This window comes from Anaeromicropila populeti, assembly GCF_900112775.1.
Taxonomy (GTDB): domain Bacteria; phylum Bacillota; class Clostridia; order Lachnospirales; family Lachnospiraceae; genus Anaeromicropila_A; species Anaeromicropila_A populeti.
The window spans coordinates 1-19988 of record NZ_FOYZ01000011.1; the positions used below are offsets into that span (position 1 = coordinate 1).

The 19988-nt window shown below is 36.9% G+C and carries 19 protein-coding genes and 1 pseudogene; 14 read left to right on the top strand and 6 right to left on the bottom strand.

Going from position 1 to position 19988, the window contains the following annotated elements; all coding sequences use genetic code 11:
* The 5 genes and pseudogenes from BM305_RS19200 to BM305_RS13630 all read left to right on the top strand — a co-directional run.
* The coding region (locus BM305_RS19200) for a hypothetical protein (protein ID WP_092561731.1) at positions 1 to 468 on the top strand (468 nt) is incomplete at its 5' end.
* Positions 469 to 809: 341 nt separating this feature from the next.
* Entirely contained in the window at positions 810 to 1286 is a 477-nt protein-coding gene (locus BM305_RS19665; protein WP_092561733.1) for a phage tail tip lysozyme, read from the top strand.
* A gap of 122 nt (positions 1287 to 1408) precedes the next feature.
* Positions 1409 to 1558: pseudogene (locus BM305_RS19670) on the top strand (phage tail tip lysozyme); the annotation flags it as partial.
* 9 nt (positions 1559 to 1567) lie between these two features.
* A complete protein-coding gene (locus BM305_RS13625; protein ID WP_143099183.1) occupies positions 1568 to 2134 on the top strand; it encodes a hypothetical protein in 567 nt (188 codons plus the stop codon).
* A 194-nt stretch (positions 2135 to 2328) separates the two neighbouring features.
* Entirely contained in the window at positions 2329 to 2601 is a 273-nt protein-coding gene (locus tag BM305_RS13630; RefSeq protein WP_207649495.1) for a hypothetical protein, read from the top strand.
* Between the two features lie 74 nt (positions 2602 to 2675).
* Here the strand turns inward: BM305_RS13630 and aroA are convergent, their stop codons facing one another.
* From aroA to aroF, 3 genes are read right to left on the bottom strand one after another with little or no spacing between them, the layout of a single operon-like run.
* The gene (gene aroA, locus BM305_RS13635) at positions 2676 to 3953 is read right to left on the bottom strand and encodes a 3-phosphoshikimate 1-carboxyvinyltransferase (protein WP_092561739.1); all 1278 of its coding nucleotides are present in this window, start codon (positions 3951 to 3953) and stop codon (positions 2676 to 2678) included.
* 40 nt (positions 3954 to 3993) lie between these two features.
* Positions 3994 to 5103: a prephenate dehydrogenase gene (locus tag BM305_RS13640; RefSeq protein ID WP_092561741.1), complete on the bottom strand. Its 1110-nt coding sequence runs from the start codon at positions 5101 to 5103 to the stop codon at positions 3994 to 3996.
* Between the two features lie 28 nt (positions 5104 to 5131).
* Positions 5132 to 6145, bottom strand: a complete 1014-nt coding sequence (gene aroF / locus BM305_RS13645) for a 3-deoxy-7-phosphoheptulonate synthase (protein WP_092561743.1) — start codon at positions 6143 to 6145, stop codon at positions 5132 to 5134.
* Between the two features lie 268 nt (positions 6146 to 6413).
* Between aroF and fusA the strand changes: the two genes are divergently transcribed.
* Entirely contained in the window at positions 6414 to 8495 is a 2082-nt protein-coding gene (gene fusA, locus BM305_RS13650; protein WP_092561746.1) for an elongation factor G, read from the top strand.
* Positions 8496 to 8589: 94 nt separating this feature from the next.
* Positions 8590 to 9855 carry a [FeFe] hydrogenase H-cluster maturation GTPase HydF gene (gene hydF / locus BM305_RS13655; RefSeq protein WP_092561749.1) on the top strand — a complete coding sequence of 422 codons (1266 nt, stop codon included), beginning with the start codon at positions 8590 to 8592 and terminating at the stop codon, positions 9853 to 9855.
* A gap of 95 nt (positions 9856 to 9950) precedes the next feature.
* Here hydF and BM305_RS13660 read toward each other — a convergent pair whose 3' ends face one another.
* Positions 9951 to 11339: an aspartate ammonia-lyase gene (locus BM305_RS13660; protein ID WP_092561752.1), complete on the bottom strand. Its 1389-nt coding sequence runs from the start codon at positions 11337 to 11339 to the stop codon at positions 9951 to 9953.
* Positions 11340 to 11495: 156 nt separating this feature from the next.
* Between BM305_RS13660 and BM305_RS13665 the strand changes: the two genes are divergently transcribed.
* The 5 genes from BM305_RS13665 to BM305_RS13685 all read left to right on the top strand — a co-directional run bounded on the left by BM305_RS13665 (position 11496) and on the right by BM305_RS13685 (position 15113).
* Complete coding sequence (locus BM305_RS13665) at positions 11496 to 11987, top strand: YqeG family HAD IIIA-type phosphatase (RefSeq protein ID WP_092561755.1); 492 nt, start codon at positions 11496 to 11498, stop codon at positions 11985 to 11987.
* Positions 11988 to 11997: 10 nt separating this feature from the next.
* Positions 11998 to 12522, top strand: coding sequence for a shikimate kinase (locus BM305_RS13670; protein ID WP_242940548.1), 525 nt, complete (start codon positions 11998 to 12000; stop codon positions 12520 to 12522).
* A gap of 24 nt (positions 12523 to 12546) precedes the next feature.
* Positions 12547 to 13608, top strand: a complete 1062-nt coding sequence (locus BM305_RS13675) for a M24 family metallopeptidase (RefSeq protein WP_092561758.1) — start codon at positions 12547 to 12549, stop codon at positions 13606 to 13608.
* Positions 13609 to 13728: 120 nt separating this feature from the next.
* Positions 13729 to 14286 carry an elongation factor P gene (gene efp, locus BM305_RS13680; RefSeq protein WP_092561761.1) on the top strand — a complete coding sequence of 186 codons (558 nt, stop codon included), beginning with the start codon at positions 13729 to 13731 and terminating at the stop codon, positions 14284 to 14286.
* A 164-nt stretch (positions 14287 to 14450) separates the two neighbouring features.
* Positions 14451 to 15113: an SIMPL domain-containing protein gene (locus BM305_RS13685; RefSeq protein ID WP_092561764.1), complete on the top strand. Its 663-nt coding sequence runs from the start codon at positions 14451 to 14453 to the stop codon at positions 15111 to 15113.
* Positions 15114 to 15180: 67 nt separating this feature from the next.
* Here BM305_RS13685 and BM305_RS13690 read toward each other — a convergent pair whose 3' ends face one another.
* Both BM305_RS13690 and BM305_RS13695 read right to left on the bottom strand, forming a co-directional pair.
* The gene (locus BM305_RS13690) at positions 15181 to 16362 is read right to left on the bottom strand and encodes a LysM peptidoglycan-binding domain-containing protein (RefSeq protein WP_143099184.1); all 1182 of its coding nucleotides are present in this window, start codon (positions 16360 to 16362) and stop codon (positions 15181 to 15183) included.
* Between the two features lie 143 nt (positions 16363 to 16505).
* Positions 16506 to 18056: a putative polysaccharide biosynthesis protein gene (locus BM305_RS13695; RefSeq protein WP_092561770.1), complete on the bottom strand. Its 1551-nt coding sequence runs from the start codon at positions 18054 to 18056 to the stop codon at positions 16506 to 16508.
* Positions 18057 to 18233: 177 nt separating this feature from the next.
* Here BM305_RS13695 and BM305_RS13700 point away from each other — a divergent pair, with 177 nt between their 5' ends.
* Both BM305_RS13700 and nifS read left to right on the top strand, forming a co-directional pair.
* Positions 18234 to 18746: an RrF2 family transcriptional regulator gene (locus BM305_RS13700; protein WP_092561773.1), complete on the top strand. Its 513-nt coding sequence runs from the start codon at positions 18234 to 18236 to the stop codon at positions 18744 to 18746.
* Between the two features lie 58 nt (positions 18747 to 18804).
* The gene (nifS, locus tag BM305_RS13705) at positions 18805 to 19983 is read left to right on the top strand and encodes a cysteine desulfurase NifS (protein WP_092561776.1); all 1179 of its coding nucleotides are present in this window, start codon (positions 18805 to 18807) and stop codon (positions 19981 to 19983) included.
* Positions 19984 to 19988: the final 5 nt, after the last annotated feature.

Below are 19988 nucleotides of genomic sequence, written 5' to 3' on the forward strand. Positions count from 1 at the left end.
GCAAGCGAAGAAAAGATATTAAACACTCCATATCCAACTGAAGATAACAATTTAGTTACTGTAGAGCCAGAAAAAGAGTTGGATGATTCAAACAATAAAGATGAAATAGAAGTTAGCACAGCACCAGATGAGGAGATGGAAGAAAGTGCTGATCCTTATGTGGGAGTATATAACGTTCCAGGAATTGATGAGCCTTTCCTTAAAATAGAGAAGGATAAGGATGGTGTATATTTGATACAAATTGGTCTTTATAGACTAACGACATTGGATCAATGCAAAGGAGTCGTGAAAGACAATAAACTGGAATTTAGTACAAATGAATGTTTTGATGATGAGTTAGAAGGAGAAATAGTATTAAACGGAGATATTGCGGAGGTAAGTTTTTTTGGCGATGAGTGGTTAGATTTTGCAGGATTTAATTTCCGCAAATTTGAGAAGATATCTGATGTACCTTACGACCTTTGGTAATTATAAGGACAACTTTTCTCAGCTAATATCTCTGAGCAAGTTATGAATGAGATGGTTTCTATGAAAAAGATTTAAAAGAAGAAGCAATATCTTTTAGGGGGTATTTCAATTTACCCCCTTTGCTTTGCTATTTAGTAAAAAGACAGTATGTTCAGATAGGTTTACATGAGCCTGTTTTGGTTTTGAATTCAACGGTACATAGTAGTAAAATTGGTGTAATAAGTGCAACTAAGTACATAACGGATGCCCCCATAATCTATATGAAATAAGCATTAAAGTCAACGGTCGTCAGCAGTGCAACTGCATTAGCAAAAAATACAACGAAAGATTATGTCCCAGGGATGCCGCCTAGTGTCTATGAAAAATATAAGAAATCCTTAGAGTCAAAATTCAATGGAAAGACTCCTGTTATTAATAAGATGCTGGATAACATAGATAAAGATACGTCTTTGAAATTGTCAGAGGATAAAAAGGCGGCAATGTTAGTTGCAGGCGAGAAACTTTTAAACAAGGGATATGAGCCTGAATTTGTGGCAGGCGTGCTTGGCAATGTCATGAATGAGGGGACAGCAGGAAAATTTGAAAGTTCATATTACAATAATAATCCTGAACCGAATTATTTGAAGTATATGGATGATAATTTTAATTATAGAAAAAACTTTTCTAGTAAAAATATAGGAGAAGTCGGGATTAAAGAGACAATTGAACTTCAGAAGAAGGTAGAGGTAACAACGTATTACAACAAACAAGGGAATAGTGAATATAAGGGGATGTTCGGGTTAGGAACGTGCCAATTTACTGGTTCAAGAACTACATAATTACTTGATTCTTATGCAGATTACTACAAAAAAACGCAAAACAATCATCCATCGAAGGAGGATTGTATTAGAATTGAAGTGGACTTTATGGTAGGAGAAATAGATGGAAGTTACAACACAAGGGTGTATCAAGCATGGAAAAAGGAAGTAAAACTGCAAGCAGTGCAGGAAAAATAGTTTGTAAGAAGTACGAAAAACCAGATGATATGGACAATCAATCAGAAGAAAGAGGAGAAAATGCTACAAAAATATATGATATAATGAAGAAGTAGGTGAAAAAAGTGAAAAAAGTGAAATTAATTTACATGCTCCTGATTGTAGGCGTATTGCTACTGTCATCATGTGGAATCAAAGAAGATGTTGCAAGTGAAGAAAATGTTGCAAGCGAAGAAGCCATATTGAACACTCCTTACGCAACTGAAGATAATAATTTAGTTACGGTAGAGCCAGAAAAAGAGTTGGATGATTCAAACAACAAAGATGAAATAGAAGTTAGCACAGCACCAGATGAGGAGGTTAAAGAAAGTGCTGATCCTTATGTGGGAGTATATAACGATCCAAGTATTGATGAGCCTTGCCTTAAAATAGAGAAGGATAAGGATGGTGTATATTTGATAAAAATTGGTCTTCATAGAGTAACGACATTGGACCAATGCAAAGGAGTCGTGAAAGACAATAAACTAGAATTTAGTACAAATGAAATATTTGATGATGAGTTAAAAGGTAAAATAACATTAGATGGAGATAATGCAGAAGTAGTGTTTTTTGGCGATGAGTGGTTAGATTTTGCAGGATTTAATTTCCGCAAATTTGAGAAGATATCTGATGTACCTTACGACCTTTGGTAATTATAAGGACAACTTTTCTCAGCTAATATCTCTGAGCAAGTTATGAATGAATGAGCTATGGAGCAAAACAATGAAGATGGTTCCCATGAAAAAGATTTAAGTGAAGAAGCAATATCTTTTAGGGGGGGATTTGGTATCCCCATAGGTCAAAGGGGGATAGCTGTAGGGTGTATTTCAATTTACCCCCATTCCTATTGCTAATTAGTAATAAGAAAGTATGTTTAGACGGGGATAAATGCGCTATTAATGGAATGTATAGTACATTAGAAGATATTATTGCCAATGCAGAAGAATATTTTTCTAATCTCATTTTTTGTAATTGTGTGATTGAACAACTAAAAGTAGAAAATCATTGCATAACGGTTAAGCAGATTTTCAAACGATTAAGTGAATTGCAGGAAGAATTTTCTTTTTACCAGATGAAAATAATAAAAATTGCTACATTGGGCATATTGGGAAAAACTTAAAACAGTGAAATATAACTGAAAAAAATAATTAGAGCCAGAAAAATCTTAATGATTTTTCTAACTCCGTAACAACTTTATTCAATGATTTTGTTCAAGGACTCATAAAAATCTGGGTAGGAAATAGCAACACATTCACTTCCAAGAATTTCGGTTGTACCATCAGCAATTAAGCCAGCAACAGCAAATGTCATAGCGATACGATGATCCAGTTTGCTATCAATTACAGCACCGTGTAAAGCTTTTCCACCGCGGATAATCATACCATCGTCAGTTGCCTCTGCATCAGCCCCCATTTTCTTTAAATTTTCAACCATAACATCAATACGATTGGACTCTTTTACCTTAAGCTCTTCGGCATCTTTGATAATGGTTTCGCCGTCTGCATATGCAGCAAGAACAGCAATCATAGGAAGTTCGTCAATCAAAGTAGGAATTAGACTTCCACCAATTATAGTTCCATGAAGTGTGCCAGAAGTAACTACTAAATCAGCAGAAGGTTCGCCCTTCGTGGTGCTGACATTCTCCAGTTTGATATTAGCCCCCATCTGTTGGCAGACTTGTAAGATACCATCTCTTGTAGGATTAATACCAACATTTTTGATGACTAGCTGTGAGTTGGGAACTATTAAGGCAGCACATATAAAATAAGTTGCAGAGGAAATATCACCTGGTACGATAACTTTCTGCCCATCCAGCCTGCTGCAAGGAAAAACAGAGGCAGTAGTATTATCACTGGACACAGAAGCACCAAAATACTCTAACATAAGTTCAGTGTGATTTCTGGATACATAGGGTTCTGTAACGGAGGTCTTGCCATCTGCGTATAAACCAGCAAAAAGAATAGAAGACTTCACCTGGGCAGAAGCAACAGGTGAGCTATAATGAATTCCTTTAAGTGGTCCGCCTATAATTCTAAGAGGAGCACAGTCATTACCAAGTACGCTGGTAATATTGGCTCCCATTTGGGAAAGGGGAGTAATAATACGTCTCATAGGTCTTCGCTGAATCGATTCATCACCATTCAAAATAGTTTCAAAATTCTGTGCGGCCAAAATCCCTGACATTAGTCTTGTTGTGGTACCACTATTTCCTACATCTAAAATGCCGTCTGACTTCTTTAACCCTCGAATCCCGTTTCCTTTTACTAATACAGAAGTCCCGTCATTTTTTATGGTTACACCCATTTTACGAAAGCAATCAATAGTGGAAAGGCAGTCAGCACCCTGCAAAAAATTTGTTATTTCAGTAGTGCCATCTGCTAAGGCACCTAACATAATTCCTCTATGTGAAATGGATTTATCTCCTGGAATACTAAGTTCACCAGCTAGTCTGTTTGCTTTATGAAATTTCATTGGTATCTATCCTTTCTACTTGTTTCTACTATGTAAAAACTTAACGTTCATATATAGTATAATGATAATGGCGCAACAATTCAACGCTTTTCTTTTCAGCGGATTGATCATAAAGTTCAATTCTAAGAACTCCTTCTTCAAATTCACGATTATGAAGAATTCCAATGTTTTTTATATTAATGGAGTTGCTTGCTAAAATAGTTGCTATGGTGGCAATTGCTCCAGTTTCGTCTAATAAGTCAACATATACTTCATATATTTTTTCCATAGCACCCTTTGGGTTTTGAGAAATAGAATCACGGTACTCCTTCGCTGCTTCAAAGGAATGCATTAAAAAATCCTCATCCTCTGCTATAATAGCGTTTTCCATACTGTCAATATCGGCTTTTATTGCACGGAGAAATTTTATAATGCTGTTTCGATTGGTTAAACAGATATTCTGCCACATAACTGGTGAAGAGGAAGCAATTCGCGTAATATCCTTAAATCCGCCTGCTGCCAGAAGACGCATATGTTCCTGCGAATTATCCTGTTCCCTAACCATATTTACAAGGCTGGCCGCTATAATATGTGGAACGTGGCTGATAGCGGCTGTCACATCATCATGTGTATTATAGTCAAGGAGGATAGGGAGGGCACCAATTTTTTTCACAAGGGCTTCCATGAATTTAGTCGTTTGCGGAAATGTTTTTTCAGTGGGAGTCAATACATAAAAAGCATTTTCCAACAGCTTATCAGAAGCATTATCATAGCCTGTTTTTTCAGAACCGGCCATTGGATGGCCACCTATAAAATGTTCCTCTAGATGCAATATTTTAACAGCTTCGTGAATATTTCCTTTTACACTGCCCACATCTGTAAGAATACAGTTTGGCTTAATATGTGGTTTCAATTTTTCCAAATACTTAATATTAGATAAAACCGGACCACATAAAAAGATAAGATCGCATTTGGAAAAATCGGTTTCCAAATTGGTTGTTATCCGATTTAGTGTACCTTCTTCTAGTGCAAGCAATAGATTTCTATTTGGTTTATCTATATGATGATCATAGCCAACCAAAGTGTATGATGAAAACTGCTTCTTTATAGATTTTGCAATGGAACCTCCTATTAAACCCAAACCGATAAAGCCAACACTAATATCCTCCATTGTATATACCCTCCTGTTTTTATTGCTATTAAAATGTTTTATTCATTACCTGAACCAGAGGTCTGATTTCTTCACATAACTGTTCAAACTCAGGGAAAGTAAGTGATTGTGGACCATCTGATAATGCCCGGGCTGGATTTGGATGTGTTTCAATCATTAATCCGTCAGCACCTGCAGCAATAGCAGCCTTAGTAAGTGGCTTTACATAAGAACGAACTCCAGTTGCATGACTTGGGTCAACAATAATAGGAAGATGGCTCTTTTCCTTAATAACAGGAACAGCACTTAAGTCCAGAGTATTTCTTGTGGCAGTTTCAAATGTACGAATACCACGTTCACATAAAACAACATTTGGATTACCTTCCGCCATGATATATTCAGCGGCATTTAACCACTCATCAATAGTAGCAGATAAACCACGTTTCAATAAAATAGGCAGTCCTGATTTACCAGCTTCCTTGAGCAGATAGAAATTCTGCATGTTTCTTGCACCGATTTGGAGCATGTCTACATATTTTACTGCATTTTCAATTGCAGATAAGCTTGTTACTTCACATACAGTTGCAAGCCCAGTAGCATCGCCAGCAGCTTTCATAAGCTTAAGACCATCTTCTTCCAGACCCTGAAAAGAGTAAGGACTTGTTCTTGGCTTGTAAGCGCCGCCTCTCAAAATTTGTGCGCCAGCTTTTTTAATCGCAAGTGCTGTTTCCATTACCTGATTTTCATCTTCAACTGCGCAAGGACCAGACATAATAATAAGTTCTTTTCCACCTATCATAGTATTTCCAACTTTAATTACACTATTATCAGGGCGGAACTTCCGATTACTTAATTTATAACTTTCCGTTACTGTAACAATTTTTTCAACATCATCTGCAATTTCTAAATTAGCGTCCTTCAATTTTGCTTTATCTCCAATCACACCAATAATGGTAATTTCTTTTCCTGTAGAAATATGTGAATCAAGTCCACTAGAATGAATTATGTTAAGAACGGCATCAATGGAAGACTGCTTTGCATTTGGTTTCATTACTATTATCATAATATAATCTCCAATCCAATAAAATAATAAAATAAGTATTTACTTTTATTAATAAATTTAAAACAAGGGTACTTTATTGGTTTAAAGTGTAACACTAAAAAATAAATATGTCAATACTTTAACGCGTAAAAGTTTAAAGCTTTAAAGTGTTACGCGTTAAAGCAAAATAACAAACATAAAAACTTTGTTAATATGCATAAAATAGTTGTAAAATAGGAGTTTTTTTAGTAAAATATATACATAGTTTTTGAAATAAAGGAGGTATGCAATGGAAACTTTTAAGTATGAGAAAATCAGGAATGTTGCAATTCTAGGACATGGAAGCTGCGGAAAAACAACGTTAGTAGAATCTATGGCATATGTAACGGGTATAATCAGTCGTCAGGGAAAAGTTGAGGAAGGAAATACCATAAGTGATTTTGATAAAGAAGAGATAAAAAGGTTATTTTCTATAAGCACCTCGGTAGTACCAATCATTTGGGAAGCCATAAAAATCAATTTTTTAGATACGCCTGGTTATTTTGATTTTATTGGAGAAGTAGAAGAAGCATTAAGCGCGGCAGATGCGGCTGTTATTGTGATTTCCGCCAAAGCAGGAGTTGAGGTTGGGACAATGAAGGCGTGGGAACTTTGTGAAAAGCTGAAACTGCCAAAGCTGTTTTTTGTAACGGATATGGATGATGATAATGCAAGTTATCGTGAGGTAATTGAAAATCTAACTGATTTATATGGAAAAAGAATTGCTCCTTTTCATCTGCCTATTAGAGAAAATGGGAAATTTGTCGGTTTTGTTAATGTTGTTAAGCAGGCAGGTCGGCGTTTTACAGAAAAAAGTAATTATATTGAGTGTGAAATACCAGACTACTCAAAAGAATACCTAGCTAAATACCGTGAACTTCTGCTGGAAGCAGTTGCAGAATCCAGCGAAGAGCTAATGGAGAAATATTTTGCAGGAGAAGAGTTTACCCAACAGGAAATGTCTATGGCATTAAGAGCCAGTGTGATAGATGGTTCTATTGTGCCTGTTCTGATGGGTTCAGGTGTACATACCCAGGGAGCAGTTATGCTGTTACAGGCAGTAGAAAAGTATTTTCCGGCGCCCAATAAAGGAATTATAACTGGTATTAATAATAAGACCAAAGAGACCTTTGCAGCTTTATATGATGCCAATAAACCAATGACAGCAAAAATATTTAAAACAATTGCGGATCCGTTTATTGGAAAGTTTTCATTAGTAAAAATTTGTTCTGGTATTTTAAAAGCAGACGATATGATATATAATACCGCCAGTGGAACGGAAGAGAAAATCGCGAGACTATATGTCCTGCGAGGCAAGGAACAGATAGAGGTAAAAGAGCTTTACGCAGGTGATATTGGAGCCATTGCCAAGTTGTCAGATTCAGTAACTGGTGATACGCTTGCTACAAAGGAATGCCCTGTCATCTATGACCGGCCTAAGATTTCAACTCCATTTACATACTTGCGTTATCTGGCTAAGAAAAAAGGAGATGATGATAAAATTTCACAGGCACTTTCTAAAATCATGGATGAGGATTTGACAGTTAGAACAGTAAACGATGCAGAAAACAGGCAGACCTTACTTTATGGAATCGGAGAACAGCACTTGGAGATTGTAATCAGCAAGCTTTTAAACAGGTATAAGGTAGAGCTTGAGACTATTGTACCAAAAGTTCCGTATCGTGAGACCATTCGCAAAAAGGTAAAGGTGCAGGGAAAATATAAGAAGCAGTCAGGTGGTCACGGACAGTATGGAGATGTCCATATTGAATTTGAGCCCCTTGGTGATTTAGAGAAGGCTTATGAATTTGAAGAAAAAGTATTTGGAGGTGCAGTTCCTAAAAATTATTTTCCAGCAGTAGAAAAGGGAATTGGGGAAAGTGTTTTAAAGGGACCATTGGCAGGTTATCCAGTAGTAGGAATTAGAGCTGTTTTGGTAGATGGCTCGTATCACCCGGTTGATTCTTCTGAAATGGCATTTAAAATGGCAGCTATTCAGGCATTCAAGCAGGGGATTATGGAGGCAGGTCCGATTCTGCTGGAACCGGTTGCATTGCTGAAAATAATCGTACCAGATAAGTTTACTGGTGACATTATGGGGGATTTGAATAAAAGAAGAGGCCGCGTATTAGGAATGAATCCTTTATATAATGGAAAGCAGGAAATTGTTGCAGATATTCCACTTTCTGAAACATTTGGATACTCTACAGCATTGCGTTCTATGACAGGAGGAATGGGAGAATATGAATATACCTTTTCCCGATATGAACCAGCTCCTTCTGATGTACAGGAAAAAGTAATTGAGGAATCCAGAAAGGAAGAGCAGCTATAATAAATTTTTTGCCTTTTTCTATTGCAGTGTGGTATCATATATCCGTAAAACAGTTTGAACACAGGCAATAAGTGAAATAGAAAGAGGTGCAGATATGGGGCTTAATGACACTCCAAAAGGAGAACGGATTCATATTGCTATTTTTGGTAAAAGAAACGCTGGGAAATCCAGTTTAATAAATAGTGTAACTGGACAGGAGCTGGCAATCGTTTCAGATGTACTTGGAACGACGACAGATCCGGTTTATAAAGCTATGGAATTACTGCCGCTGGGACCAGTTATGATGATTGATACGCCTGGGCTGGATGATGAAGGAGACCTTGGTGAACTACGTGTAAAAAAAGCTATGATGGTTTTAAATAAAACAGATATTGCGGTAATTGTAATTGATGTGAAAGAAATCGCAGCGGTACAAGAAAAGTTAGATTTTCAGTTTGAACGAAAAATAATTTCTATTATTGAAGCTAAAAAAATTCCTTATTTAGTTGTATTAAATAAAACTGATACAGTGGAGAACTGGGAATCAAAGGAACAGGAAGTAATACAAGTGGTAAAAAGTGAGCTGAATGGGGCAAACTGCATGGCAGTAAGTGCGTCAGCCAATAAAAATATCAGAGAGCTGAAAGAACTTCTTGGCAGATTAGTTCCGGAAGAAGAAGAAAAATTTCAAATTGTGGGAGATTTGCTTCAGCCCTCTGATTTAGTTGTATTAGTAGTACCAATTGATAAAGCGGCACCTAAGGGAAGGCTGATATTACCCCAGCAGCAGACGATTCGGGACATTCTGGAATCGGATGCCATTGCAGTTGTGACAAAGGAATATGAATTGAGGGAAACATTGGAAAGCTTAGGGCGAAAGCCAAAACTTGTTATTACGGACTCCCAGGTATTTGCTAAAGTATCTGCTGATACACCAAGGGATATTCTGCTGACTTCCTTTTCTATTTTATTTGCAAGGCACAAGGGTGATTTGGAAGAGCAGGTAAAGGGTGCGATGGCTGTTGAGAGATTGAAGGATGGAGATATTGTATTAATGGCGGAAGGCTGTACCCATCACAGGCAGTGTGATGATATTGGAACGGTTAAAATTCCAAGATGGTTATTACAAAATACTGGAAAGAAGCTTAGTTTTGAAACAAGCAGTGGAATGGATTTTCCAGAAGATTTAAGTAAGTACGCTATGATTGTTCATTGTGGAGGATGTACTTTAAATCGAAGGGAGATGCAGTTTCGACTAAAGCAGGCTGTTGATCAGGAAATTCCTATCGTAAATTATGGAGTGCTGATTGCTTATATGCAGGGAATTTTAAAAAGAAGTTTAGAACCGTTTCCGGGAATTCATTTCTTGCTGGAGGAGTAAATTTCTATCAATGAAATATAGTGATGCCAGGGTATAAATATATACCCTGGCATATGTTCATGTCATAACATCAGCTTATATTCAGAATAGCTTATTTATCCAATATAGGTTGATGCTTTTGATATAGAAAAAATAGTATCTAAGGTTTCTTTTGGCAAAAGCTCATTTTCAAGTATATATTGTTTAATTTCATCGGAATTTCCATGACATTCCTTTACTGCCAAGGCAGCAGCATCGTATCCGATGAAGGGTACTAACGCCGTAATTAATACACTTGTATTATTTAAGTGTTTTTTACAGTTTTCCTCATTCGGAATAAGTGTTAAAATACAATGCTCCCTAAATAGCTGAACGGCTGAAATAAGTAAATCCAGAGAACCTAGAATATTGTGTGCAATTAATGGAAGGAAAGCATTAAGCTCCAGTTGTCCGCTGGCAGCTGCGAATGAAACAGCCTGATCTTTCGCCATAACATCCATTGCAACTTGAGTAACCATTTCAGGAATAACAGGATTTACTTTACCAGGCATAATGGTGGAGCCTGCCTGAAGTTCTTCCAATCGGATTTCCCCCAGTCCACCATTTGGACCAGAATTCATCAGCCGCAAATCACTAGATATTTTCATCAGATTGACAGCGCATGTTTTAAGGAGACCAGACACTTCAACAAAAATGTCATTATTCTGGGTAAGATCCATAGGATATTCTGCATAAGCCAGGCCAAGTCCTGATAGATCCCGCAGCCGTTCCACTACCTTGTAGGTGTATTTCTTTGAGGCATTGCTTCCAGTTCCAACAGCCGTTCCACCCAAATTAACTTGTCTAAGCCGTTCCTCAACCTTATATATTCTCCATCTGTCTCTTGCAATAGCCTGTGCATAACATCCAAATTCCTGACCAAGTGTAATAGGAAGTGCATCCATTAATTCTGTTCTTCCTAACTTTATGACAGCTTCAAAATCCTGCTCTCTGTTTTGCAGGGCTTCTTGTAACAGGGAAAGCTGTCTGCTTAACTGGCGTACTTTATAAATAGCAGCAATTCTTAAAGCTGTAGGATAAACATCATTGGTTGACTGAGATTTGTTAACATCGTCCAGCGGGTGAATGTAAGAATACTCACCGCAGTGATAACCAGCCAAAGAAAGCGCAGTATTTGCAATTACTTCATTTACGTTCATGTTTGTTGAAGTACCAGCACCACCCTGCAATGGATGCAGAGGAAAAGATTCTTTGTTATAGGTATTATTCTCTAAAAGCTTGTCACATGCCTGTATGATAAATCTGGCTTTTTGTTCATCCAGTTCCTTCAGTTCAAGATGAGCAAGGGCAGCGGCTTTTTTTACTAAAATCATAGCTTTTAGTAAAGCGGGATTCACCAAATCACTGCCTAAACAGAAGTTTTGTCTGGCACGGGCAGTGTGAATTCCGTATAAGGTATGCTCTGGAAGTTCCAGCGTTCCAATTTTATCAGTTTCAATTCTCACATGAACACATCCTCTCTGCTATATTTTTTTATTATAGCATGCTGACCAGTGATTTTAAATGAAAATTATTAATAATTGTATTTCACATAAAAAATTGATATAATAAATTGTCTAGAAAAATTTGTGAAAGAGCAGGTGAAATGCTCTGGAGGTTTTATGTTAAATAAATTTTTTCCAAATGAATGGGTTGATTCTGCATACGGAATTGATTTTAGAAAAATGTATGACAAGGGATATCGAGGCGTTATTTTTGATATTGATAATACGCTGGTAAAGCATGGACAGGATGCTGATAAAAAAGCGGTTGCCTTTATGGAAGAATTAAAGGACATGGGTTATTCCATCTGTTTACTGTCAAATAACAAGCGTGAGCGGGTAGAGAGATTCAATCAAAATATTAATGTTAATTATATTTATAATGGTAAGAAGCCACGCAGGGGTAATTATCTGAAAGCTATGCAGATTATGAATACCAATACAGGAAATACAGTTTTTGTAGGGGATCAGTTGTTTACTGATGTTTATGGAGCAAAGCGAGCAGGGCTATATAATATTCTGGTCAAACCTATCGATCCCCAGGAGGAAATTCAGATTGTCCTAAAACGATATCTAGAAAAAATTGTATTACATTTTTATCAGAGAAATTAGGAGGTTTGAGGTGAAAAAAAATATTATTTTAATAGGATTTATGGGCTGTGGGAAGAGTTCTGTTGGAGAATTGCTTCATAAAGCTTTTGCGTATACGTTTATAGATACCGATCAGACAATTGAAAAAGATAGTGGAACTACCATACGTGATATTTTTGCACAAAAGGGAGAAGCTTATTTTCGAGAATTAGAGACAAAGACCATTGAGAAGATGGCTGAATCCACAGAACATGCTGTGATTTCCACAGGCGGAGGACTGCCCTTGCGAGAATGTAATGCAAAGATTTTAAAGGAAATGGGGTTTGTAGTTTATTTACGAGTAAAAGGGGAAACCGTATTAAAGCGGCTGGAGGGGGATATAACAAGACCACTTTTACAAGGAGATAACGTTGAAGAAAAGGTAAAAAGCCTGATGGAATATAGGGATCCAATTTACGAAGTGAGTGCACATCTGGTATTAGATGTAGATGATAAAGATTTTGATAGTATTATTGACGAAATAAAAAGAAACTACGAAATCATGGTGTCACGTTAAGGAAAGGGCAGAGAAAGGGAAGCGATGAGTCATAATAAAATTAATGATATTTTGCAGCAATTCTCAGTAGAAGGCCTGTTGATTTCAAATGGCTGTAATATGAGATATTTAAGTGGATTTTCAGGTGCTGCTGGATATTTGTTTATAACAGAAGAGAGAAAAGTGATTTTAACAGATTTTCGTTATACTATTCAGGCGGAAAGTGAATCCAGAGATTACGAAATTCTTGAGGTAGAAGGGGATTATGAATCAGTTCTAAATTTGTTAATTCGAGAAGAAGGCATTAAAACCATTGGCTTTGAGGGCAACGATGTTCATTACTGTGATTATGTGAAAATGAAAGAAAAGCTGGTGGTGGATAAGCTTGTTTCTATTAAGGACGCAGTTACTTCTCTGCGGTCTGTAAAAATGCCATGGGAACTGGAACGACTGCAAAAGGCAGAAGAGATTGGGGACTTGGCATTTCAGAAGATTCTTCCTGAGATTAAACCAGGAGTAACAGAACTGGAACTTGCAGCGAAGATTGAATATTTATTAAAAACCAATGGTGCAGAAGGCTTAAGCTTTGAAACGATTGTTGCATCTGGTGTGAATTCGGCAAAGCCACATGCTGCTCCGTCAAACAAAAAAATAGAATATGGAGATTTTGTTTTAATGGATTTTGGCTGTATCTATCAGGGATATTGCTCGGACATGACTAGAACAGTTGTAGTGGGGAAGGCATCCCAGGAACAAAAAAAAGTATACCAAACGGTATTGGATGCACAGACAGCTGCACTGGATTTTATTCAGGCAGGCTATGAAGGCTGTGAAATTGATCAGGTTGCCAGAAAGCTTATAAATGATAGAGGATACGAGGGCTGTTTTGGTCATGGATTAGGCCACAGTGTGGGACTTTTTATTCATGAAAATCCGAGGCTATCCCCAAAGGAGAGGAATGTCATTGAGGAAAATACAATAGAGACAGTAGAGCCTGGAATTTATATAAAAGATTTTGGTGGTGTGCGTATCGAGGATATGGTACTGGTGACGAAAGAAGGATGTATTAATTTTACAAAATCCACAAAACAATTGATTGAACTATAAAAAAAGTAGTTGAAAAAAAGTGTCTTTTATTATAAACTAAAATGAGGGTGCGAGCGAACAAAAACAGACTCGCATGATGAGATTAAACGAATGAGTGAAATTTAAGGAGGACTATTTAGAATGGTTAGTGCAGGCGATTTTAGAAACGGCATTACAATTGAATTAGATAATAACGTATTTCAGATTATTGAATTCCAACATGTAAAACCAGGAAAGGGTGCGGCTTTTGTTCGTACAAAATTGAGAAATATTAAGAGTGGTGGTGTTGTTGAAAGAACATTCAGACCAACTGAAAAATGCCCACAAGCACATATTGAAAAGAAAGATATGCAGTATCTTTATAGTGATGGTGAATTATATAACTTTATGGATGTTGAAACATTTGACCAATTTGCGTTAAATGAAGAAGCAATCGGTGATTCTTTAAAGTTTGTGAAAGAAAATGATATGGTTAAAATGGTTTCTCATAATGGAACTGTATTTGCCATTGAACCTCCTATGTTTGCTGAATTAGTAATTACAGAAACTGAACCAGGATTTAAGGGTGACACTGCTACAGGTGCTACCAAACCAGCTATTGTTGAGACAGGAGCAACTGTATTAGTTCCTTTATTTGTAGAAACTGGTGATAAAATCAGTATCGATACAAGAACTGGAGATTATTTGAAGAGAGTTTAATCGTTTTGGCGGTTTTTCAGAACCATACAAAGGCGCAAATCAAAGGAAAGCAAGGTTTCCAATGGTTCGCGCCTTTGGTGAATTTGTATAGAGTGTTCTTAAAATGTAATATTTTACCTTTCCCATGCATACATTATGTTAATCTATAGTTAGGAGTATCCATAATGAATAAGGATAATGAACAGAACAGCTGGAGATATAATGCTATGACATTAACCGGAACTGGTCTGGTTAATGCGGTTCCTGATACGGCTGTAATTCGTTTAGGAGTTCAAACCACGGGAGAAAATCTGATTGAGGTACAAAGAGAGAATGCAGAAAAAATGGAGCAGGTTTTAGAAGCCTTACAGCAATTTGATGTTATGGAAATACAGACAGCAGAATATGCAATTAACAAAATATATGAGTATGAAAATAATACTAGAATTGACAGAGGGTATTCAGTGCGTAATATTCTGGAGATTAACACAAGCTCGCTGGGTGAAACAGGAATGCTGATTGATGCTGCTGTGAATGCAGGTGCAAATGTTATTGAAGCTGTGGAATTTCAAGTATCTAAGAGAGAAACTTATTATATGCAGGCACTTAATCTTGCTGTAATGAATGCCTATCAAAAGGCAAAATCCATTCTTAAGAATATAGGAGTAACAAGCGAACCAGTTCCAAGAAATATTATTGAAAATACAGGGATGGCAGTTCCGATGCGAAATGGTGTGGTAAGAGAAGCACTTTCGTCAACTCCAATTGAAATGGGAAGCAAACAAATCGAGGCGTCAGTGACAGTAGAATTTGTTTACGAATCGAAATGGCCAAACCGTACTGAGTAATAGAAGAGGAAAACAGGACTTGTGTAAATGGGTGTCACAAGTCCCCGTTTATTATGGGATTCAAAGTTCAAAGGCGGGTACCAGACCAAATATTAGTTGGAAGATTGTTTCTGTATCCCCATTTTCCAGTAAAGGAATCTTGCTCAAAAGTCAGTTCTAGTATTCCAGCATCTCTGGGAGGCGTATAGGTTGGTTCTTCGGTCCAGATACCAGTCAAAACATTATTTTTCAGGATCCCGGTTACTTTACCATTATCCCAGTTATAAAACCCATCTACATAAGGACCAGTTTGAGTAAGTGTCATCAGCCCCCAGTTCGTATTCCATTTTCCACTGATATTAATTTCTTCCGTACTGGAAATTGTAGTGGGAGCTGAGTTCTCGGTCTTACTATCTTCCCATTTTTTAAGTAGTTCTTCATAATCTGTTTTTATTTGTTCGCACTCAGTTACATATTCATCTTGATAGGCTTTATAAGTTTCAATCATAGACTGTTTCCAAGCCTCAAGTTCTTGCAGCTGTTCCGCTGGGTTATTTCCAGACTCCAATCCTAGAGAAATATATTTCTCGTTTAATTTTGTAATGGCAGCAGTAGCAAGACGTGAAATCTGCTCTGTCAGCTCAACTGCATTTGAAGTAACACCAAATTCCAAATCGTCAATCATCAGCTTAATATTATCCGTAATAGGAGACATATCTAAATTTAAAAGAGAAGCAATGTTTAGAGCAACAGACAGAATCAGGTTTGTGTAAAACAGAAAGCAGCTTCTGGAAGCAGAGTATTCAGAAACTTCTTTCAGCATATTAATAATATCAGCTGTAGCTTTTTCCAGTTCCTTTATGTCAATATTTTCAGTAGGCATTTCCATAAAGCCATCAATCTTAGTTTTTGCACTGGCGATATCCCCAGATACTCTTCTGATAGAATCCGTAATGGTTATATACTGATTATATAACTGGGAATAAAGCTGGATCCAGTTTGAAATGGCTTCTATCGTTTTCTTTTCATTTAGCATTTCTTTAAGCAATTCATTTATATTTTCAGGAGTAGCAATTTCTTTACGTTCTTCGCAGGCAATTACCTGATGTACAGATGCTGCAATAGGAATTTTGATGGCTTTACCAGTACAGATATTATAAGGTCGGATGTAAGGGTTAGCATTCAGAATAGAAGCAACTGTTGTTTCATATTTTTTTGCCAGCATATAAAAATTATCACCTGGCTGAACAATATGTGCAATATATTTCAAGGCAATCAACTCATTTAAAATCTCTTATTACATAGTATTCATTTAAGAGAAAAAAGGTTCACATGGCAGGTGATATTTTATTTGTTAATTAATAGCAGAAAAAGCCAAAAGAAACAACTAGTATCTGTTTCTTTTGGCTTCGTCTATTTAAAGTCTTTGGCTGAAAGCGAATGGGTGATAAATAGAAGCAGAAGGTAAAAAGTAAGGACAAGGGAGCAGACAATTAGTAAAATCCAGGCGTTTCCTAAATGTAAACCAGATTGAAAAAAGTGATACGTTTTTTGGGACAACATGCCTAGTATAAATATAATCAGGGCAGGTTTGAGCAAACTGTTTACTGCATCAAATTTTATGGAAATTGTATGCACTAAAGAAAGATAATCCAATAACGCAATTGCCAGCTGACTGACAAGGAGACCAATCAGGTATCCATAGATCCCCTTGTTCGGTACCATGTAAAATACAAAAAGAATGCGGATAGATAAACCGCATATGGTATTAATAAAGGTTAAATGCGTTTTGCCCAGACCATTAATAATGCTCCCTAAGGTGGTTGTAAGGTAAATAAAAGGACAAAGCCAGGACAAGGTGACTAAAAAGCTTCCAGCCTGCTGGTTGTGAAAAAAAATGTCTCCAAAGGAGCGTCCAAAAAAAATGAATATCCCTGTGCTGAAAATCCCAATTACCAAACTGTATTTAATGGAAATGGAGGTGGTCTGGTTAATGGCAGACTGGTTTTTCGCTGCATTTGCTTCAGAAATGGTAGGGAGCAATAGTACAGCAAGGGAATTGGTAATGGCAGATGGAAAAAGAATAAATGGAAGAGCCATTCCTGTCAATACACCATAGACACTTAATGCTTCACTTGTAGATAAACCAGAACGTTTTAGCATGGTTGGAATTAGTATGGCTTCCAGACTATGTAAAAGGCTTACAATCAAGTGGTTTCCTGTTAATGGAACAGAATATTTTAATAAAGGGAACAGTATTTTGGAAACTGGTAAAGAAGCATGAGATATATCAGCAGGAGCAGGAATCTTTACAAAAGCCAGAGAACAAATATTGTAAAGGTTAGACACAATTTCACCGATAACAACTCCAAATACAGCAAGCTCACAAGTGACTCCAGCATCACCTTTCCCAAAATAGGTTGCAATCACATATACACTGATTACTCTGACAAACTGTTCCAAAAGCTGGGTTACAGCAGGAACACCAGATTTTTTTAAACCATAATAATAGCCATTAATGCATGCAGTTCCACCGCAAAAAGGAAATACATAGGATAATACTTTTAAGGAATTAGTACAGGCCGGCTCTTTAATAATATGAGTGGCGATAAAGGAGGCATTGTGATACAACAAAACAGATAAACAAAGGGCGGTAGTAATAGAACAAAATAAACCACACAAAAGGATTTTCTTTATGTGAAACGATTCCTTTTGTTCCTGTGTAGTAAGATAATGCTGCCTTCCAGCTTGATCAGCCACTAGCTTAGAAATGGCTGTTTGGATTCCGCTTGCATAAATGGTAAAACAAATTCCATAAACAGGAAATACAAGCTGGTAAATTCCTAGTTTTTCCGCACCTAGTGCATTAGATAAGTATATTCTGTAAAAAAACCCGATAATCCGCGTAGCAAGGCCGGCCAAAGTTAGAATCATAGTTCCTTTTAATATTGTGCTTTTTTTCATGACATCATCCTGACAAAAGGATTTATTCTATATATATTCTTTCAAAAATAAAATCATAACTATTTATAGCACTAACTTCTTGACAAAATATTTCAATAGTGATAGTATGTAAAACATAAATCAGACTTTTTTAGTCGGAATTAAAAAAGTAGGAATTAGATAAGGATCTGATAGCATATGAAAATATCAACAAAAGGAAGATATGGATTGCGGGCAGTCCTGGATGTAGCATTACATTCAGAAACAGAAGCTGTTGCGTTAAGCAGTATTGCTGCAAGGCAGCAGATTTCTATTAGTTATCTGGAACAACTGGTTTCGAAGCTAAAGAAAGCGGGAATTGTCAATAGCATTCGTGGTGCTCAGGGAGGCTACGTTCTGGCAAAGCCAGCTGAAGAAATATCAGTTGGAGATATTTTAAGGGCTCTGGAAGGTGATCTTCATCCCGTTGACTGTGCAGAAATTATGGATGGATCATCGGTGTGTACGGGCTCAGATGTATGTGTGACCAAGTTTGTCTGGAAACGCATCAGTGACAGCATCAATGATGCGGTGAATTCTTTAATGCTGGCAGAACTGGTGAATGAGGGAAAGGCAATTCAGGAGAAGGCTCAGGAGGACGAAGGAGCGAATGATACAGTTACACAGAAAAATAGTACTCCGATGTGTCAAAAACCAGGTAGTTTGCATTAAAATATAGTATATGATAAGGAATACTTTGATTATTTTAGGATAGAAAAGAGGAAAAACTATGGATAGAAAAATATATTTAGATAATGCAGCAACAACACCAGTAAAGCCTGAAGTAGTAGAAGCCATGCTGCCTTATTTTACAGAAAGGTTTGGCAATCCGTCCAGTGTTTATGAGTTTGCTGCACAGAATAAATCAGCAGTTACCGCTGCAAGAGAAACCATTGCTCATGCACTTGGTGCAGAGCCCGCTGAAATATATTTTACAGCAGGAGGAACAGAATCAGACAACTGGGCAATTAAGGAAACAGCTGAAGCATATAGTCAAAAGGGAAACCATATTATTACAACAAAGATAGAGCATCATGCGGTGCTTCACACATGTGAATATTTGGAGAAACATGGATATGAGGTAACTTATGTAAATGTAGATGAAAATGGTGTAGTAAAATTAGATGAATTAAAAAAAGCAATCAGACCAACGACTATTTTAATTTCTGTAATGTTCGCTAATAATGAAATAGGAACGATTCAGCCAATCAAGGAAATAGGCGAGATTGCCAAGGAGAATGGAATTTTATTTCATACAGATGCTGTTCAGGCATTTGGGCATGTGAAAATTGACGTGAATGAATATCATATAGATTTGCTCAGTGCAAGTGGTCATAAAATAAATGGACCAAAGGGAATTGGTTTTTTATATATAAGAAAAGGGCTTAAGCTTCGTTCTTACATTCATGGCGGGGCACAGGAAAGAAGCCGCAGAGCAGGAACTGAAAATGTACCAGCTATAGTCGGATTTGGAAAAGCCGTAGAATTAGCTGTTGCTACAATGGACGAAAGAATGAAAAAGGAGTTAGAATTAAGAGATTATCTGATTAGCCATATTCTTGCAGAAGTTCCATATGTACGATTGAATGGACATCAGAAGGAACGTTTATCCAATAATGCAAATTTCAGTTTTCAGTTTATAGAAGGGGAATCTTTGCTGATTATGCTTGATATGGAAAATATTTGTGCATCAAGTGGTTCCGCATGTACATCAGGCTCCCTGGATCCTTCTCATGTATTGCTGGCAATCGGGCTCCCTCATGAAATAGCTCATGGATCTTTAAGATTGACATTAAGTGATGATATTACAATGGATGAAATAAAATATGTCATAGTAAAAATAAAGGAAATTGTTGAAAAATTGCGATCAATGTCACCGTTATATGAAGATTTTATTAAAAGACAGTAGAACAA

Coding starts and splice junctions, on each gene's coding strand:
- BM305_RS13640 (WP_092561741.1), bottom strand. CDS start 5,103: ATGGAGGATATTAGTGTTGGCTTTATCGGTTTGGGTTTAATAGGAGGT.
- BM305_RS13685 (WP_092561764.1), top strand. CDS start 14,451: ATGAATAAGGATAATGAACAGAACAGCTGGAGATATAATGCTATGACA.
- BM305_RS13700 (WP_092561773.1), top strand. CDS start 18,234: ATGAAAATATCAACAAAAGGAAGATATGGATTGCGGGCAGTCCTGGAT.
- fusA (WP_092561746.1), top strand. CDS start 6,414: ATGGAAACTTTTAAGTATGAGAAAATCAGGAATGTTGCAATTCTAGGA.
- BM305_RS19665 (WP_092561733.1), top strand. CDS start 810: ATGCCGCCTAGTGTCTATGAAAAATATAAGAAATCCTTAGAGTCAAAA.
- BM305_RS13665 (WP_092561755.1), top strand. CDS start 11,496: ATGTTAAATAAATTTTTTCCAAATGAATGGGTTGATTCTGCATACGGA.
- hydF (WP_092561749.1), top strand. CDS start 8,590: ATGGGGCTTAATGACACTCCAAAAGGAGAACGGATTCATATTGCTATT.
- aroF (WP_092561743.1), bottom strand. CDS start 6,145: ATGATAATAGTAATGAAACCAAATGCAAAGCAGTCTTCCATTGATGCC.
- aroA (WP_092561739.1), bottom strand. CDS start 3,953: ATGAAATTTCATAAAGCAAACAGACTAGCTGGTGAACTTAGTATTCCA.
- nifS (WP_092561776.1), top strand. CDS start 18,805: ATGGATAGAAAAATATATTTAGATAATGCAGCAACAACACCAGTAAAG.
- BM305_RS13675 (WP_092561758.1), top strand. CDS start 12,547: ATGAGTCATAATAAAATTAATGATATTTTGCAGCAATTCTCAGTAGAA.
- efp (WP_092561761.1), top strand. CDS start 13,729: ATGGTTAGTGCAGGCGATTTTAGAAACGGCATTACAATTGAATTAGAT.
- BM305_RS13695 (WP_092561770.1), bottom strand. CDS start 18,056: ATGAAAAAAAGCACAATATTAAAAGGAACTATGATTCTAACTTTGGCC.